This window comes from Photobacterium angustum, from assembly GCF_003026365.1.
GTDB classification, from domain to species: Bacteria; Pseudomonadota; Gammaproteobacteria; order Enterobacterales; family Vibrionaceae; genus Photobacterium; species Photobacterium angustum.
Genome location: NZ_PYOM01000018.1, coordinates 63,513 through 79,875 on the forward strand (window position 1 = coordinate 63,513; position 16,363 = coordinate 79,875).

Sequence of the window (16,363 nt, forward strand, 5' to 3'; positions counted from 1 at the left end):
GAAAAACCATAAAAAGAGATTAAAAATCATTGTGTTTTTTATCTCTTTTTTTTATGAGCAACGTTTAATTCGAGCAAGTATTGCATATGTTGTTATCTATGAATAATTAACTAAATATTTACCGTCAACTATTGTTAATACAACCGCTTCCTTTATGATATTTTTTAATCACCTTAAAAAAGACATACATCAATGACCACCAGCAATGAGAGTTTAATTCCATTAGGCGCACGTTTTATGCTCCTTTCTGCCCTAGGTTTTGCCCTAATGTCTTCTACCGTTAAATACGTTAGTCAAGTCGGCATTCCAGTCTTTGAAATCGTTGCTGCGCGTGCCGCCGTCTCGCTGATTATTAGTTATTTAGATATTAAACGAAAAGGCATACCTGTATGGGGTAATAACAAACCTTTATTGGTTGTTCGTGGGATTATGGGCACAATCGGACTTTCCTGTGTTTACTATGCCGTCACGACTTTACCACTCGCTGAGGCCACTATTTTACAATATACCAACCCTGTATTTACGGCCGTACTCGCTGTAATGTTCTTAAAAGAGCGTGTTCAGCTTTCAACCATGGTGTGTATTGTGTTAAGTATCATGGGGTTATTTTTCATTGTAAACCCAACAACACTAACAACAGGCGCTTCTCATCTACCGTTATACAGTGTCATGATCGCGTTAATCGGTGCTTTTGTTAGTGCTATTTCATATATTATTGTAAAAAAGCTTAGTAATACTGAAGACAGTTCAGTCATCATTTTTTATTTTCCACTTATTACTTTACCGTTATCTCTTATAATAATTGCTGATAACTTTGTTGTACCAGACTTACCCACAACAATTTGCTTAGTTTTTGTGGGTATATTTACCCAAGTAGGTCAAGTGGGATTAACTAAGGCAATGCAAACTCAAGCTGCAGGTAAAGCAACGGCTTACTCTTATGTTCAAATTGTCTTATCAATCATCCTTGGGTTTATCATCTTCAAAGAAGTCCCTTCTATTTGGACCTACATCGGTGGCGTGCTGATTATTTCTGGTGCTGTTGTGAACCTATTTGGCAGTAATATTTTAAAAAAAATCAAACGAACAACGATCTAAATCAAAATTGGGAAGTAAACATTAATAGATTTTAACGATCCCATAAGCTAATCTGTTTAATGATTTCAGTATTTACGGTCAAGGAATGACTATTTGCAACATAATCTATCAATGTAGTACGCAGGAAGCGGTATGATTGAATCTTATAAAAATAGACTTTGGTATCAAGATTTTGCCATGAAAACCAACGGTATTGCGGTTGGTTGTAAAATGACGGTGATAAAATTAGACGATGATCGTTTGTTTATTCACTCCCCTATTGAACTCGACAATGCATTGAAATCAACCATAGAGCAACTTGGCAAAATAGTCGCCGTTGTCACTCCCAATAAAAGCTACCATCACTATTTATCAGAGTGGTGGCTTGCATATCCAGACGCCTATTTCTTTGCCGCTCCAGGGTTACAGCAAAAACGCGGAGATCTAACGTTTGACGACGTATTACGTCAGTACACCCCAGCTTTATGGCAAGGACAACTATTACAAACCTTAATTAAAGGTAGTGACAACTTTGAAGAAATTGCCTTTTGTGATCCTTTATCAAAAACATTAATTTTGGGTGATTTACTTGCATGGATGATTGATAAGAAACACCCACTAAGTATTGGTTATGGGCTTCTAAACGGTTGTTATATTCATCCAGCCATGCCTTTCTATTTACGACTCAGTTTTACCGACCGCGTAAGGTTACGCCAATCAATTCAAGAAATCTTAACATGGCCTTTTGACCGTATCATTTTTGCAAAAGGCAAAGTGATTGAAACAAACGGCAAACAATTATTCTCAACCGCTTTCCACTGGTTATTTCACGCTTAGCAAAATAATGCTTATTTATTCATCTGTCTCACGGTGATTGTGAGCAAGATCAATAAATATATTCAACCTAAAGCGCATAGTATTCTGATTATTATCGCCATGCTTATCACTTTTTCAGATAAGTTTGATTCGGAACCATACTATGAATCCAATAAGAATTTATATTCGCGACATTTTAGGCCTTGGTGTTGTCGGTATGTTTATCTTAGCAATGCTTGGGATTATTTTTGCGGCTGTAGGAGTCATTCACTACATGACAGGGGCAACAGATTTAGTTGCTAAAGATCTTCATCTTGCTATGACCCATATTGTCTTTTTCGTTCCAGCATTATTACTCGGCTATGCTATCAACCGACCAAAATGGATAGTGGAAACAACGCAGTTTCGCTTAGAAAAAGCCAAGAAAGAGTCTGTATAAATATTTAACAAAAAAGAGCCTGACATCTAATTGTCAACATACATTGATATTGTTCCTTTTTATCTTTGTTTGTGAGGCTCTTTTGCTAAACGCTAAATCTCCCTCTATTTCAACGTTATTACCAGAACTAATACAACTTGAAACGTTAATTGAAAGGTTAAGCCAACACAAACCCCCTGTTCCATTTCAATGTGACATATTAGCTCATATACCTTGTAATGATCATTTACCCCAGCACCATCAAAATAGCTTACCACTCTATGCAATTCATCTTGGTACGCCTGATCCAAAAGCACCATTAATGTTATTTGTAGGCGGTGTTCATGGTTTGGAACGAATTGGTACCCAAGTACTGCTGTCATATCTGCATACAATTATCGAACGCATGACATGGGATACCTCGCTCCATCATCTTTTACAGCGGATTCAAATCGTTTTTATTCCTTTAGTAAACCCTGTAGGGATGGCGAAAAATTACCGCTCAAATGGTAACCATATTGATTTAATGCGAAATGCACCTCTAAACAGTGAAGAAAAAACAGCTTTTTTGATTGGTGGGCATCGCTTAACTCCTCGCATTCCTTGGTTTAGAGGACACAACAGTCAACAAATGGAATTAGAAGCAGACGCATTAACCCGTTACGTTACTGACTTAACAACATCTCGACCTGTAACACTGTCATTAGATTGCCACTCCGGCTTTGGTTTAAAAGATAGAATTTGGTTTCCTTATGCGCATAGTGCAAAACAAGCCTTTCCTTATATTGGTGATGTTTTTCACCTTCGTCATACATTTATGAGAACTTACCCTAATCAAAATTATATTTTTGAACCTCAAGCTTTGCACTATCTCTGTCATGGGGATTTATGGGATCACATCACCCTACAATGTTTAAGACAACAACAGGCTATACTGCCGCTAACATTAGAAATGGGATCTTGGCGTTGGATAAAGAAGAATCCACTTCAAATTAGGCAAGCATTGGGGATTTTCAACCCAATAAAACCTCAACGCATACAACGCGTATTACAAAAACACATTGTGCTAATGGATTTCATGATCAATGCGACTGCAAACTACCCATCATGGTTCAATCACGCTGATAACCCTTATTACAAACAACAAGCATTATCTCGCTGGTATAAAAAACAACAATAAACCACTTGTGGCTTTAAATATGACAAAAAAACACACTATTATATTATTGCGAGGATTATTCCGAGACCAATTTCATTGGGGAGACTTCCGGCAAACTCTGAAATCGAACTTTCCTTACTCAAATATTGTTTGTCTTGATATTGCGGGAAATGGCACTCGTAATAACGAAAAAACACCATCGAACCTTGAAGGCATTGCTCAAGATCTCCACCAACATTTCCATGCTTTACAGCCAGATCATCAAGCCGATATTATTGCAATATCTATGGGAGGAATGATTGCTTTAAAATGGATGACATTATTTCCAAATGATATTCGTAAAGCGATATTAATTAATACCAGTACTCAAAGTCTTTCTCCTTTTCATCAACGTCTGCGTTGGCAGCGCTATATCGATATTTTCCAAATATTATGCTTACCAAACTTAAAACAAGAAGAAAAAATCATTCATTTAACATCAAATAAGCAAAGGGATAGCGTTGAACTCATCGCTTTATCGCACCAATGGGCACACTGGAAAGAAAAACATCCCATTTCATGCTCCAACATGTTTAACCAACTCAATGCTAGTCGTGAGTTTATATTACCGAAAAAGCTATCTCAGCCAATTTGCTTACTTGCAAGCGAGCAAGATAAGCTCGTAAATTATCAATGCAGTATCGCTTTAGCTCAATATTGGGATTTACCTATTAATATTCATCCCACGGCAGGTCATGATATACCGCTTGATGACCCACGGTGGGTTTGTGAGCACGCTAAACGTTTCTTATAACCTCACGTATTCTTTCATTATCAGCTTAATTACTTTGAAAATTGCTCACGTAGTAATTCAATCATTGCTCGTGTTTTTACCGGAATAAAACGTCGGGATGGATACACTAACGTCATAACAATATCTATTTCAAAGGTTTCTGGAAGTACTGGGATTAAATCGCCACTGGCAACTTTATCTTCAAATAAGACGACTGGCAGTATAGCGATTCCTCTACCTGATTCAGTTAAGCGATTAATTAAACCAAAATCTTCTGAAACTAAACGAACATTCATTCTTTCTGGTAATAACGTTGAGTTATATCGGCTCGTTAAAATCGGGTGTTGATAAAGCGTTTCCATCGTCGTTGGTAAACTGTATGACTCAAGATATTTAGGAGAACAATACAAACGGTTCGCTGAACTTAGTAACGTTTGTTGAACATAGTTTTCGTTAATCACATCAACAATGTTTGGCAACAGCTGTAAATCGATATTCTCTCTTTTTAAATCGATGCTTTCATACCGATGAATAATATCTAATGTTACATCTGGAAATTGTTCTGTATATCGATCCAATATTTCAAGAAAAACAGAGGATGAAATAAAGGCTGCAGGAATCGCCATTTTAAGCACACCACTGAATGCTTGTTGCTGGCTTTTCACTAAATTCACCGCTTGGTCAACTTCACTTAATGGCTGGTTGATATATTGATAAAACAATCGTCCATTTTCAGTTAATTCAATTTGTCGTGTTGTTCTTATCAATAACTGACAACCAAGATCTTTTTCAAGTTGTTGTATTCTTCTGCTAATTTTAGAACGTTGTAATGAATGTGCTTTTGCAGCAACACTGATCCCACCATGTCTGACCGTTAACATAAATAAATAAATATCATCTAACGATGCTTTCATAACACATACAACCATTGTCCTAAAAATAGAACGCAAGTGTAATACTTATTAGTCTATTTAATCAAATACACACTCTTTATAATAATGTGATAAAGATCACTATAAAAAGAGACACTCATGGCAAATGCTGACACAACATTCCGTCGCTGGATGAAAGGATTAATCATCCTATTTTTACTCTTCATGGGGTATATCATTGTTGCAGATAGACATATTCCACTTACAACAGAAAGCCGTGTTCGTGGTTATGTCGTTCAAATTGCTCCAGAAGTCTCTGGCAATATCACCTCAGTTTCGATCACTAACAATCAGAAACTAAAAAAAGGTGAGGTGTTATTAACTATAGATCCATCTAAGTATGAGCTTGCCGTTGATCGCGCAAAATTGGTATTACAACAATCTTATGAGCAAGAAAAATCTTTGTTAGCACAAGTTGAGGCAGCAAAAGCGAATGTAGCCACCAGCCAAGCCAATTATGACAACGTAAGAAATGAATATGGTCGTATAAATAAACTGGCGCAGAAGAAATTAGTCTCTGCATCTATGCGTGATTCAGCATTCGCGAAAGATCGTAGTGCATTATCGACATTACATTCAGCACAACAGCAGCTGTTAGCCGTTGAAGCTAAATTAGGAAATACAGTCGGTGAAACGACACCAGTCATGTCCGCAAAAAATGCATTAAAACAAGCCGAACTTGATTTAGCACATACTAAAATTATTGCACCTAGTAACGGCGTCATTACTAATCTACAAGTTGATGTAGGTACAATGGCTACAGCAAACAAACCTATGCTTACATTTATTCCAACAAGTTCTATGTGGGTTTCAGCTGATTATCGTGAAAAGTCTACAGCATTAATTAATAAAGACTCTGTTGCCTATGTCACCTACGATGCATTACCCGGTCAAGTTTTCAATTTCCATATCGCTAATCGAGACTTTGGTGTCGCCGCAGCGCAAGAAACACCAAACGGTCAATTAAGTGCCGTTGAGGTTAATAACCGCTGGGTACGTGACGCACAGCGTGTGCGGGTTAATTTAACTAGTGACACACCTTTACCACATCAATTGTTTATTGGCTCACGTGCTACTGTTGTTATTTATTCAGATAACAGCTTGTTATGGCAAATCTTAGCTAGCATTCAAATTCGTCTCGCTAGTTGGTTACACTACATCTACTAACCGCTGAGCGATCAATATTATGATTGATCGCCCTTTCTTATCGCTTAAAAAAGGAGCTAATAATGAAAACAATGCGGATCTGGTTTGGATGTGTTTTAGGGCTCGCTATTAGTATGATTTTTGGTTGGTCTTATGGCTTTTTCGCTGCTTTACTGCCAATAATGGTATTAATGAAGGCAGAACGCTGGAATTTATCATTGCTTGTGCAACTGATTTTAGGAATTATCTGGGTTACAGTACAAGTGACTTTTATTTCAGGTTTCTTGCAACCCTACCCTGTTTTAATGACTATCGCTGTTGGTATTATGCTACTGGCAAAATGCAAAGCGATGATAAACCCTAAAACCTATTTATTTGGGTTCTCTGGTTTGTTAGTTGGTTCAATCGCGCTTAACTTTGCTAGTTATACCGGATTTGATCTTGAAGAATTCAATATCACCTTGTGGATGAGTGGATTAATAACTGCACCTATTTGCGCCCTTGCGTATTTTCTTTTCCCTGAACCTGAAACAGAACAAACAGCACCTAGTATAAATAATGACACACAGCGTGTTGATCATATCGGGATGCTCCGCCAAACCGCACTGGGCTGGTTAGTGGCAATGGTTGCTTTTCTTTTGTTCCAATTCGGTGATTTAAATGATTCATTATCAGCACAAGCATCTATTTTCATTGTGCTCGCACCAATGACATTAATTGGTTCAATGGCTGTCGCTAAAATACGTATTACAGGGACATTTTTGGGATGTTTAGCGGGTATGATTATCCAGTTAGGGCTTTATTCATGGGTTAATAACGGCATATTATTTCTGATGGCTTATGCGATAGCTGCAGGCTTTTTCTGTCACTGGATTGCACAAGGTACTATAAAATCAAGTATTGCTTTTTCTGCTATGTCGGCGTTAACCGTACCGCTTACAACATCATTAATACCAGAACAAAAAGATGCCTTTTTTTCTATTTTATATCGCTTCAGCTCAATTTTCGTCGCGGTGGTTGCGACTTCAATCGTAATTTGGATCACTCACCATTTTTTAATTAGGGTCATCAAAGCCCCTAATGAACAATTTTAAGCTATTTTACATATAATAAAGGCTAAATTAATTAGCCTTTATTTAATCACTATAATATTAATAAATATAAATTATTATATTATTTACAGTAAACACGAGCTTCGCGAGGAGTGTAAATACCAAAAGTAATCGTACTTAAAAAGCCGTTAAAAAATGTTTGTTGTACTTCTACTTTTTCAATATTTTCCGCGCCACCACATATTTTGGCCGCATCGATTGTTTTCTTTTGACCAATACCTGAAACAAAAAACGGTTGTGATTTTTCGATTGTAGGTTGATTTAAAGTAGGTTGTTCACCCATTGTAAATGTTTGTTTTGCACAGCCCGTTACCATTACTGCAGAAAAGATAACCGCTAAAGTTATTTTTTTCATTACTATTTGCACTCCTTTATATAAACGAAGTGAATATAATTGTAAAACAACATACTGTAAACGAATATTAAATAAACGCAGTGTGAATGAGCAATTATCAAACAACGTTCAATTATTTCAAGTAGAATTATAAATAATACAAAATCAATATCATTAAGCTAAATCATCTTTAGTTACACTCACACCTTTAATTTGCGCATAGACCTTATCACCAATATTTAACGCTAATTCATCCGCCGCCCAAGCGGTAATATTGGCCCATAAGTGAGTTTCACCAACCCGCAATTTCACTTCGACACGCTCATCTTCAGCATAATGAATTTTGTCAATTCTTGCGGCTAAGATATTACGGATACTGGTTTTAGTGGGTTGTTCGCGAGCAATAGATACATCATTTGAAAAAATACGTACCCTTACCCATTCACCACGTTGCTGATGTAAACGGCTGACCCATAAGAATGAATCATGGCTTAACATTACCTGCGTTAATGCATATTTAGGATGATTATAATTAATACGAGCACTTAATAATGAACTTTGCTCTTTAACAGGCAACCAAGGACGCATTTCAGGTGAACTCCATACTGAATTCACATGCCCTGAAATTAACACCTTACCTTGGTTAAGCATCACCATAGAATCGGCAAGGCGTAAGATTTCATCAAGGCTATGGGTTACATAAATAATTGGTGTATTCACACTCTTGGCTAAACGCTCAAGGTAAGGCATTAGCTCTTGTTTACGCGGCATATCTAGCGATGCTAATGGCTCATCCATCAGCAACATATCAGGTCTAGTTAATAACGCACGTCCAATCGCGACCCGCTGCTTTTCGCCACCAGATAATGATGACGGATAACGGTTTAGTAACGCTTCAATACCAAGCAAGCGGACAATATCATCAAAATGCTGGGGATCAGGACTCTTGACGCCGTAATTTAAATTGCCTCTAACACTGTAATGTGGGAATAAACGCGCATCTTGAAATACATAACCAATTTTTCGCTTATCTGGCGAAAGAAATATTCGCTCTTCACTACTGAAAAGGATCCTATCGCCAAGCTTAATAATCCCATTATCTGGCTTTGTTAAACCCGATAGAACATTCACTAACGAAGTTTTACCAGCTCCTGAACGGCCAAAGATCGCTGTGATCCCTTTCATGGGTACATCGAGATCAACGTCTAGCGATAAATCACCAAGCTGTTGTTTAAATTTGATTTTTAAGCGTTTATTAGTTGTCATTACATCACTTCCAAACGTTTTCTAGCAAGGCGTGTTAACCATTCAGAAGCAAATAATGAAGACAAGGCAATCACTATCGCAACCACACATAAACGGGCCGCTTCACTCTCCGCTCCCGGGGTTTCAATAAAGGAATACATTGCCAATGGAATAGTTTGAGTTTGACCAGGAATATTAGAAACAAAGGTAATCGTTGCACCAAACTCACCAAGAGCACGAGCAAAGGCTAAAATTGTGCCTGTTAAAATACCAGGGATCGTTAATGGTAACGTAATGGTGACAAATACACGTAGTGGTGATGCGCCTAATGTACGAGCGGCTTGTTCGAGCTTTTTATCGACCCCTTCTAAAGCAAGGCGAATAGAGCGTACCATTAATGGAAAAGATACCACAGCCACCGCTAAAGCTGCCCCTCGCCAACTAAAGCTAAAACTAAAGCCAAACCACTCATAAAGCCATTTACCTATAGCGCCTTGTCTTCCCATTGAAATTAACAATAAATAACCAATCACAACAGGAGGTAAAACAAGGGGTAAATGAATGAAACCATCTAATAATGATTTACCCCAAAAATTTCGACGAGCCAATAACCAAGCACAAGCAATACCCAAAGGAAGGCTAAATAGCACAGCAACACTTGAGATTTTAAGGCTTAATAATAACGCTTGTAATTCATAATCAGTGAGCAAAGCGAACAATCCTGTGTTTCAATCTTAACCCATGCTCTTTTCTGCATGAGATTCGTAATAATAGCGATAGCATAAGTAATCATTGCATCATAGTCAGTAACGATGTGTATAAAACTTCATAGTTGCTCTATAAATAGACAAAAAAAGCACTGAGCGAAGTGCTCAGTGCCTAGTTTTATCTATAACGTCGTTTAACCATAATATGATTAATTTATTGACTAACTTATTGTCTTAATTAACAGAACCAAAACCATATTGTTTAAAAATAGCTTTAGCTTCGTCATGCTGTAAGTATTCATAAAACGCTTTTGCCGCAGGCGTCGCATTACCTTTGACTAATGCCATTGGATACGTAATTGGCTTATGTGAACCTGCAGGGAAAGTCGCAACGATTTTTACCTTTTTAGAAATCTCAGCATCGGTTCTATATACAATTCCAAGTTTTGCTTCGCCGCGTTCAACTAACACTAATGCCGAGCGTACGTTATTCGCCATTGCCAATAAGGGCTCTGCTTGCTGCCATAATTTTAGATATTCTAACGATTGCTTAGCGTAACGTCCTGCTGGAACATTTGCCGGATTACCCAGCGCTAAACGTGTACCGTCTAAGGCTTTAGATAAATCCCAGCTTGCTGTCAGCTTGATATTATTTTGTGGATAATCAGTAGGAGCAACCATCACTAAACTGTTTTTTAGAACATCGACACGGCTATTATCAATTACCGCGCCCTGCTGCTCTACATAATCCATCCACTTTTCGTTAGCCGATAAATAAATATTTGCTGGCGCACCAAGCGCAACTTGCCGCGCTAACGCTGAAGATGAAGCGAATGAAAGCGTGGTTTTAACCCCAGTCTCCTTTTGATATTTAGCAGCAATGTCATTTAACGCATTGGTTAATGACGAAGCCGCAAATACCGTGATGTTACTATCAGCAGCAAAAGAAGAAAAAGAAGAAAAAGAGAGTGTTGAGAGTAACGCTGCTGTTGCGAAAGCTAATTTACGTGTCATGACGATGCTCCTAATATTTCGATATATAGTAAACTACATATCGGTTAATACAAGTATTATCTGTGTTATGGATCTTTAGTTTTAAACTGCAATATATCCGTCTTCAACATCACTTTTTATTGTCACATAAAAAGTAATTAATCCTCTACTTAACCAATAGCAAACGATTACACCTTATAAACTATCGCTTTTAGGAATATTGCCTGCAACTTATAGCGATGATGATCACAAATAAAAGCAATAAATGAAATTGTTATTTTCAATAAAAAATTACCCAGTATTATCTGCGAAAAATACCTTCCTTCGGTGATACTCGATGTTAAAGAAAACGTTACTTGCTGCATCATTAGCAACTTTATCTCTTTCAAGCGCTTCTGCTTTTGCTATCGAAAATGTTGATCTATTAATCAAAAATGGTCAAATACTAACCATGGATAGTGAAAAAACGATTTTTGATAAGGGTTTAATTGCAATTAAAGATAATAAGATTGTTGCTGTTACTGATGGCTCAGACATTAATGAGTATAAATCAGTAAAAACAATTGATGCTGATGGCGATATTGTTATGCCTGGCCTTATTAATACCCACACTCACGCATCGATGACTGTTTTCCGTTCATTAGCTGATGATGTGCCAGATCGTCTTCACCGTTACATATTCCCATTAGAGAAAAAGCTAGTATCACGTGAAATGGTACGTATCGGTGCTCAGTTGGGTAACGTTGAAATGGTTAAAGGTGGCGTAACAACTTACGCTGACATGTATTACTTTGAAGACGAAGTTGCTAAAACCGTAGATCAAATTGGTATGCGTGCGATTTTAGGTGAAACCATTATTCAATTCCCTGTAGCAAGTGCTAAAACACCGGAAGATGGCATTAAATATGCGGAAAAACTGATTAACGAATATAAAGATCACCCGCGTATCACGATGGCATTTGCGCCACATGGCCCGTACACCAACTCAACAGAAACTCTGCAAACTATTGCCAAACTTTCGATGAAATACGATGTTCCAGTGATGATGCACTTGGCTGAATCTGATCGTGAACGCGAGGTTATTGCAAAACGTTCTGGTGGTCTGTCCCCTGTAAAATACATGGAGTCTATTGGCGCACTAAACGAGAACTTAGTCGCAGCTCACGTTATTGATGCGAACGAAGAAGATATCGCTATCTTGAAAAAGTACGATGTGGGTATTGCACATAATATGAGTGCTAACATTAAATCAGCAAAAGGTGTTTCACCAGCATTGCAAATGTTTAATGACGGTTTACGTATCGGCTTAGGCACCGATGGTCCAATGTCGGGCAATACACTAAGTACTATTGATGAATTTAACCAAGTTGCAAAAGTGCATAAATTAGTCAATAAAGATCGCGCAGCCATGCCACCTAAAAATGTAATTGAAATGGCAACGATCGGTGCTGCTCGTGCACTCCATTTGGAAGATAAAGTTGGCTCTTTAGAAGTCGGTAAGTTGGCTGATGTGATTGTTATTGATACAAAAGCGCCAAATATGGTACCTGTCTATAATCCATATTCAGCACTGGTTTACTCTGCTTACGCAACGAACGTAAAGCATACGATTGTTGATGGTAAAGTGATTATGGAAAACAGGAACGTACTGACGGTTAATGAAGATAACATTCGCAAAGAAGCGCTGCAGTTTGCAGATAAAGTGCGCCAAACCGTTATTGAAAGCGGCGAAATCGTACAGTAACTAATCTGTTATTAGTTAGATACAGGGCAGCGAACACGTTTCACTGCCCTATTTTTATTCTTTAATATATTCAAGGTAATAGTTGTAAAGCTGTTCAACATCACCGCTACACATAACTTGCATCGCTTGTTTCAGTTGTTGCTCTGACCATTCCCACCATTGCATTTCCGTTAGCTTCTCAATTTGTTCTGGCTTAAAGCGCTGTTTAACCACATGATTATTCGCTACAACCACGCTATAAGGCTCAACATTTTTGGTTATCACAGCCCTTGATCCGATCACAGCGCCATTACCAATTTTTACTCCAGGCATGATCATCGCTTCAGAGCCAATCCATACATCATTACCAATCACGGTATCGCCTGCTCGCTTAAAGCCACTTGGCACATCTTCACCAAAATCATTACCAAAGGGAAATGTTGAAATCCAATCAATACGATGTCCTTGATTACCCGCCATCATGAAAGTCGCACCAGAAGCAATAGAGCAAAATTTACCAATGATCAGCTTATCTACTTCGCCAAACATACCGCTTTGCCAAACCTTTTTGGTTGGCTTATCTCCAAGTAAATAGCGTACTGCTTGATCTTCAAAAGATTTATCGTGGTAATAACCAGAATAGTAACTGTAGTCACCGACTTCTATATTGGGGTTAGTAATGGTGTCTTTTAATTTTTGGCTTTCAAGCCATGTTTCAAACTGCATATTAAACGTCCTATTGATTTATTGCAGTCAGTCTAATTGTTCTTTATTCTTACCAGAAGTAACAATTAAGAGATTAATAATTACCATATGGAAATAAAGTGGCTAAGTTACGTACCCATTTATTTGGCGTTATGTGAAGAAAAAAGCATTGCAAAAGCAGCGCTAAGATTGAATTGCTCAAGCGCACATATCAGTCGACAGTTGCGCCAACTCGAATCACTACTCGATACTCAGCTTATACAGCGAACAACTCGCCAATTTAACCTTACCTATGATGGGCTTGAATTTTATAAGCAAGTAAAAGTACTATTTGCACATGCTGAAGCCATAAACGAAGGATTAGATGTCACTAATTCTGTTTATGGCAAACTTCGTATCGCGGCGTCTGCTTCTTTTGGCTCGATGCTATTAAGTGAACATCTTGCCGATTTCAATTTAAGTCATCCAAACATTGAATTAGAAGTCGCTTTTACTGAAACCCCATTAGATCTAATAGAACAAGGTTTTGATGTCGCCATTTATTTCACCGAGACGCCACCTGAAGGCTATGTAGGTCATTATATCCGCCACCTTCAGTGCCAACCCTTCGCTCATGAAAGCTACTTAGCAGATCATCCATTGATTACTCATCCATTGGATTTGCTCGATCACAACCACATTATTTATCGAAATAGCGAATTCACGCTTGATAAATGGTGTTTTATTAATCAAACGACACAAGAAAAGACAAATATTATCCTTAAACCTACCATGAGTTTTAGCCTAGTCACCGTCATGACCGAAGCAATGATCAAAGGCTGTGGTATTGCTATGCTTGATGAGATGGCATTAAGTCACTTAGATAGTGATAAACGAACACATATTATTAATATCTTACCTGATTGGTTTACACCTAATCGTTTGCCTTTATATATCCTTTATCCTAAACGTAAACATCTTGCCCAACGTACAAGTCTATTTGTTAATTTTATTCGTCAAAAATTTGATAAAACAAATTAAAATTAAAGATAGATTGAAAGAAATAAAAAGAATAATACTGCATTAAAAATACAAATATTGGCCTGACAACGCTTAATTACCCATATTCTTTTCGTAAAAAGCATGAGATATAATTAAAAGGATTTGTATAATGATTATAAAAAGTGAATACAATAGCTGCTCAATGCTATTGCTTCGCAATACATATGAGTGATAAATAACTTTTACCCTACTTATTTATCTTTTCAAAAATATATTCAATTTTCTCACATAATCATTAACTGCAAATAACCAAGCAAATCTGCTGCCCAGTAAATAAATAACAATAGAGGCAATTAATGGTTACTATTAATATTGATGGCAATAGCTTTCAAGTCGACAAGAATCAAAACGTATTAGAAGCAGCTAAACAATGCGGTATTGAGATCCCATCACTCTGCGACATAGACACATTCACTGATGAATGCGCACTTTGTGATGTTGAAATCGCAGGTAAAGGGATTGTGAAAGCGTGCAAAGTTAAACCTACTGATGGAATGGTAGTCACTACCTCATCGCAATTACTGTCAAATATTCGAAAGTGCAATTTAGAGCGAATTTTACAACGCGCAAATACCAACTGCAGCGTACCGCCTTGTCAGATTGCCTGTCCTGCAAACGTCGATATCCAATCCTATTTATACTTTATCGCTAACAATGAACACTTAAAAGCCATTGAAGTGATAAAGAAAACATTGCCTATGCCGCTTTCTATTGGTCGGGTTTGCCCCGCTTTCTGTGAAGCAAAATGCCAGCGTAACTTAGTTGATGAACCACTCGCGATCCGTCAATTGAAACGTTACGCCGCTGACATTGACCTCGAAAAACTAAATAGCTATACCCCAATCAAAAAAGACAATAAGGGTATACGCATTGCTATTGTGGGTGCAGGACCTGGCGGTTTAAGTTGTGGTTATTTCCTTAGTAATGAAGGTTACAACGTCACTGTGTATGAAGCGATGCCACAAGCCGGTGGATGGCTACGTTACGGCATCCCTGAGTATCGTTTACCTAAAGATATTCTAGATAAAGAAATCGATATTATGTGTCGTAACGGCATGAGTATCGAAACCAATAAAAAGTTAGGTGAAAACTTTACCCTCTCTTCGCTCCGTGAAGAATTTGATGCTGTTTGTTTAGCGATTGGTGCATCACAAGCCAGTGAGATGAAGTATACCGGTAGTGATTTAGCAGGCTGTTATCTTGGTGTTGATTTCTTAAAAGATCAGACACTCGATAAACAATATACTATTGGTAAAAAAGTCGCGGTCATTGGCGGTGGTAACACTGCAATTGACTGCGCCCGCTCTGCATTACGTTTAGGCGCAGATACCACACTTATTTATCGCCGTACGCGTGATGAAATGCCAGCTGAAACCTATGAAATTGAAGAAGCAGAGCATGAAGGTGTTAAATTCCACTTTCTAACCAATCCTGCTGAAAATATTGCTGATGACAATGGTCATGTTTGTCAGATAAAACTTGAAAAAATGGCACTGGGAGAACCTGATGCCTCTGGTCGTTGCTCACCAAAAGCAACCGGCGAATATTTTGTTGAAGACTTTGATACCGTTATCGCTGCTGTCTCGCAAAAAACCGATACCAGCTTTATTGCTACCGAAGATATCGAACTTTCATTTAGTCGCTGGAACACCATCAATGTTGATGAAACAACGATGCACTCTGGGGTTAAAAATATCTTCGCTATTGGTGATTTTCGTCGAGGACCAGCAACCGCGATTGAAGCGATTGCTGATGGGCGAAAAGCGGCAAAAGGGATTGATGAATTCTTTGGTGGCACCATGGAAAAACTCTATACCGAGTCATTCCGATCGCGCAATGTAGAAAGAAGTCATCTTATTCAGCCTGAACATATTGAAAAGTTAAAGCGTGTTATGGCAAGTATTGCCACTGGAGATAATGCTAAGCAAACCGAGGAGATGTTAAATCACGCTCTCGCTAAAGTGTTACGCGCTAAAATGCCAGAGCTAACACTGGCACAGCGTCATTTGAGCTTCAATGAAGTTGAAACCGGGCTATCACAGCAAGCCGCAATTGATGAAGCTAAGCGTTGTTTAAGTTGTGGTTGTGATGAAGGCAACGATTGTAAACTTCGTCAATACGCAACAGATTATAAAGTTGATCGTAAATTGTTTATCAACCGTGCCGTACATTTAGCGAACTAA

General features: G+C 38.0%; 16 protein-coding genes. 10 read left to right on the forward strand and 6 right to left on the reverse strand.

Annotation, left to right across the window (positions count from 1 at the left end; translation table 11 throughout):
- The first annotated feature begins 192 nt into the window (after window positions 1-192).
- From CTN01_RS17400 to CTN01_RS17420, 5 genes are all read left to right on the forward strand, one after another.
- Window positions 193-1,098 carry a DMT family transporter gene (locus CTN01_RS17400; protein WP_045132125.1) on the forward strand — a complete coding sequence of 302 codons (906 nt, stop codon included), beginning with the start codon at window positions 193-195 and terminating at the stop codon, window positions 1,096-1,098.
- 132 nt (window positions 1,099-1,230) lie between these two features.
- Window positions 1,231-1,914: a DUF4336 domain-containing protein gene (locus CTN01_RS17405; RefSeq protein ID WP_045082199.1), complete on the forward strand. Its 684-nt coding sequence runs from the start codon at window positions 1,231-1,233 to the stop codon at window positions 1,912-1,914.
- 142 nt (window positions 1,915-2,056) lie between these two features.
- Window positions 2,057-2,332, forward strand: a complete 276-nt coding sequence (locus CTN01_RS17410; RefSeq protein ID WP_045082200.1) for a hypothetical protein — start codon at window positions 2,057-2,059, stop codon at window positions 2,330-2,332.
- An 82-nt stretch (window positions 2,333-2,414) separates the two neighbouring features.
- Window positions 2,415-3,491, forward strand: coding sequence for a M14 family zinc carboxypeptidase (locus CTN01_RS17415; protein WP_045082549.1), 1,077 nt, complete (start codon window positions 2,415-2,417; stop codon window positions 3,489-3,491).
- Between the two features lie 19 nt (window positions 3,492-3,510).
- On the forward strand, window positions 3,511-4,263 hold the full coding sequence (locus CTN01_RS17420; protein ID WP_045082201.1) for an alpha/beta fold hydrolase: 753 nt from the start codon (window positions 3,511-3,513) through the stop codon (window positions 4,261-4,263).
- 29 nt (window positions 4,264-4,292) lie between these two features.
- Here CTN01_RS17420 and CTN01_RS17425 read toward each other — a convergent pair whose 3' ends face one another.
- On the reverse strand, window positions 4,293-5,156 hold the full coding sequence (locus tag CTN01_RS17425) for a LysR family transcriptional regulator (protein WP_045082202.1): 864 nt from the start codon (window positions 5,154-5,156) through the stop codon (window positions 4,293-4,295).
- A 117-nt stretch (window positions 5,157-5,273) separates the two neighbouring features.
- Between CTN01_RS17425 and CTN01_RS17430 the strand changes: the two genes are divergently transcribed.
- Complete coding sequence (locus CTN01_RS17430) at window positions 5,274-6,341, forward strand: HlyD family secretion protein (RefSeq protein WP_045147362.1); 1,068 nt, start codon at window positions 5,274-5,276, stop codon at window positions 6,339-6,341.
- Between the two features lie 62 nt (window positions 6,342-6,403).
- Window positions 6,404-7,414, forward strand: a complete 1,011-nt coding sequence (locus tag CTN01_RS17435; RefSeq protein WP_045082204.1) for a DUF2955 domain-containing protein — start codon at window positions 6,404-6,406, stop codon at window positions 7,412-7,414.
- 79 nt (window positions 7,415-7,493) lie between these two features.
- On the opposite strand, the gene CTN01_RS17440 is transcribed toward CTN01_RS17435, so the two are convergent.
- From CTN01_RS17440 to modA, 4 genes are all read right to left on the reverse strand, one after another.
- Window positions 7,494-7,787: a Bor family protein gene (locus tag CTN01_RS17440; RefSeq protein ID WP_045082205.1), complete on the reverse strand. Its 294-nt coding sequence runs from the start codon at window positions 7,785-7,787 to the stop codon at window positions 7,494-7,496.
- Window positions 7,788-7,940: 153 nt separating this feature from the next.
- Entirely contained in the window at window positions 7,941-9,032 is a 1,092-nt protein-coding gene (modC, locus tag CTN01_RS17445) for a molybdenum ABC transporter ATP-binding protein ModC (protein ID WP_045082206.1), read from the reverse strand.
- The gene (gene modB, locus CTN01_RS17450) at window positions 9,032-9,721 is read right to left on the reverse strand and encodes a molybdate ABC transporter permease subunit (protein ID WP_005364905.1); all 690 of its coding nucleotides are present in this window, start codon (window positions 9,719-9,721) and stop codon (window positions 9,032-9,034) included. Before modB ends, modC begins: the two co-directional genes overlap by 1 nt.
- 231 nt (window positions 9,722-9,952) lie before the next feature.
- Window positions 9,953-10,732: a molybdate ABC transporter substrate-binding protein gene (modA, locus tag CTN01_RS17455; protein ID WP_045147365.1), complete on the reverse strand. Its 780-nt coding sequence runs from the start codon at window positions 10,730-10,732 to the stop codon at window positions 9,953-9,955.
- A 316-nt stretch (window positions 10,733-11,048) separates the two neighbouring features.
- Here modA and CTN01_RS17460 point away from each other — a divergent pair, with 316 nt between their 5' ends.
- Window positions 11,049-12,455: an amidohydrolase gene (locus tag CTN01_RS17460; RefSeq protein ID WP_045082208.1), complete on the forward strand. Its 1,407-nt coding sequence runs from the start codon at window positions 11,049-11,051 to the stop codon at window positions 12,453-12,455.
- Between the two features lie 54 nt (window positions 12,456-12,509).
- Here the strand turns inward: CTN01_RS17460 and CTN01_RS17465 are convergent, their stop codons facing one another.
- Entirely contained in the window at window positions 12,510-13,160 is a 651-nt protein-coding gene (locus CTN01_RS17465; RefSeq protein ID WP_045132919.1) for a CatB-related O-acetyltransferase, read from the reverse strand.
- A gap of 87 nt (window positions 13,161-13,247) precedes the next feature.
- Here CTN01_RS17465 and CTN01_RS17470 point away from each other — a divergent pair, with 87 nt between their 5' ends.
- The gene (locus CTN01_RS17470; protein WP_045082209.1) at window positions 13,248-14,159 is read left to right on the forward strand and encodes a LysR family transcriptional regulator; all 912 of its coding nucleotides are present in this window, start codon (window positions 13,248-13,250) and stop codon (window positions 14,157-14,159) included.
- Window positions 14,160-14,476: 317 nt separating this feature from the next.
- Window positions 14,477-16,363, forward strand: coding sequence for an FAD-dependent oxidoreductase (locus CTN01_RS17475; protein ID WP_045082210.1), 1,887 nt, complete (start codon window positions 14,477-14,479; stop codon window positions 16,361-16,363).

Bases quoted from the DNA above. Each gene is read 5' to 3' on its own strand.
- modC (WP_045082206.1), bottom strand. From the start codon at position 9,032: ATGACAACTAATAAACGCTTAAAAATCAAATTTAAACAACAGCTTGGT.
- CTN01_RS17435 (WP_045082204.1), top strand. From the start codon at position 6,404: ATGAAAACAATGCGGATCTGGTTTGGATGTGTTTTAGGGCTCGCTATT.
- CTN01_RS17405 (WP_045082199.1), top strand. From the start codon at position 1,231: ATGATTGAATCTTATAAAAATAGACTTTGGTATCAAGATTTTGCCATG.
- modA (WP_045147365.1), bottom strand. From the start codon at position 10,732: ATGACACGTAAATTAGCTTTCGCAACAGCAGCGTTACTCTCAACACTC.
- CTN01_RS17410 (WP_045082200.1), top strand. From the start codon at position 2,057: ATGAATCCAATAAGAATTTATATTCGCGACATTTTAGGCCTTGGTGTT.
- CTN01_RS17420 (WP_045082201.1), top strand. From the start codon at position 3,511: ATGACAAAAAAACACACTATTATATTATTGCGAGGATTATTCCGAGAC.
- CTN01_RS17465 (WP_045132919.1), bottom strand. From the start codon at position 13,160: ATGCAGTTTGAAACATGGCTTGAAAGCCAAAAATTAAAAGACACCATT.
- CTN01_RS17440 (WP_045082205.1), bottom strand. From the start codon at position 7,787: ATGAAAAAAATAACTTTAGCGGTTATCTTTTCTGCAGTAATGGTAACG.
- CTN01_RS17430 (WP_045147362.1), top strand. From the start codon at position 5,274: ATGGCAAATGCTGACACAACATTCCGTCGCTGGATGAAAGGATTAATC.
- CTN01_RS17460 (WP_045082208.1), top strand. From the start codon at position 11,049: ATGTTAAAGAAAACGTTACTTGCTGCATCATTAGCAACTTTATCTCTT.
- CTN01_RS17470 (WP_045082209.1), top strand. From the start codon at position 13,248: ATGGAAATAAAGTGGCTAAGTTACGTACCCATTTATTTGGCGTTATGT.
- CTN01_RS17475 (WP_045082210.1), top strand. From the start codon at position 14,477: ATGGTTACTATTAATATTGATGGCAATAGCTTTCAAGTCGACAAGAAT.
- CTN01_RS17400 (WP_045132125.1), top strand. From the start codon at position 193: ATGACCACCAGCAATGAGAGTTTAATTCCATTAGGCGCACGTTTTATG.
- CTN01_RS17425 (WP_045082202.1), bottom strand. From the start codon at position 5,156: ATGAAAGCATCGTTAGATGATATTTATTTATTTATGTTAACGGTCAGA.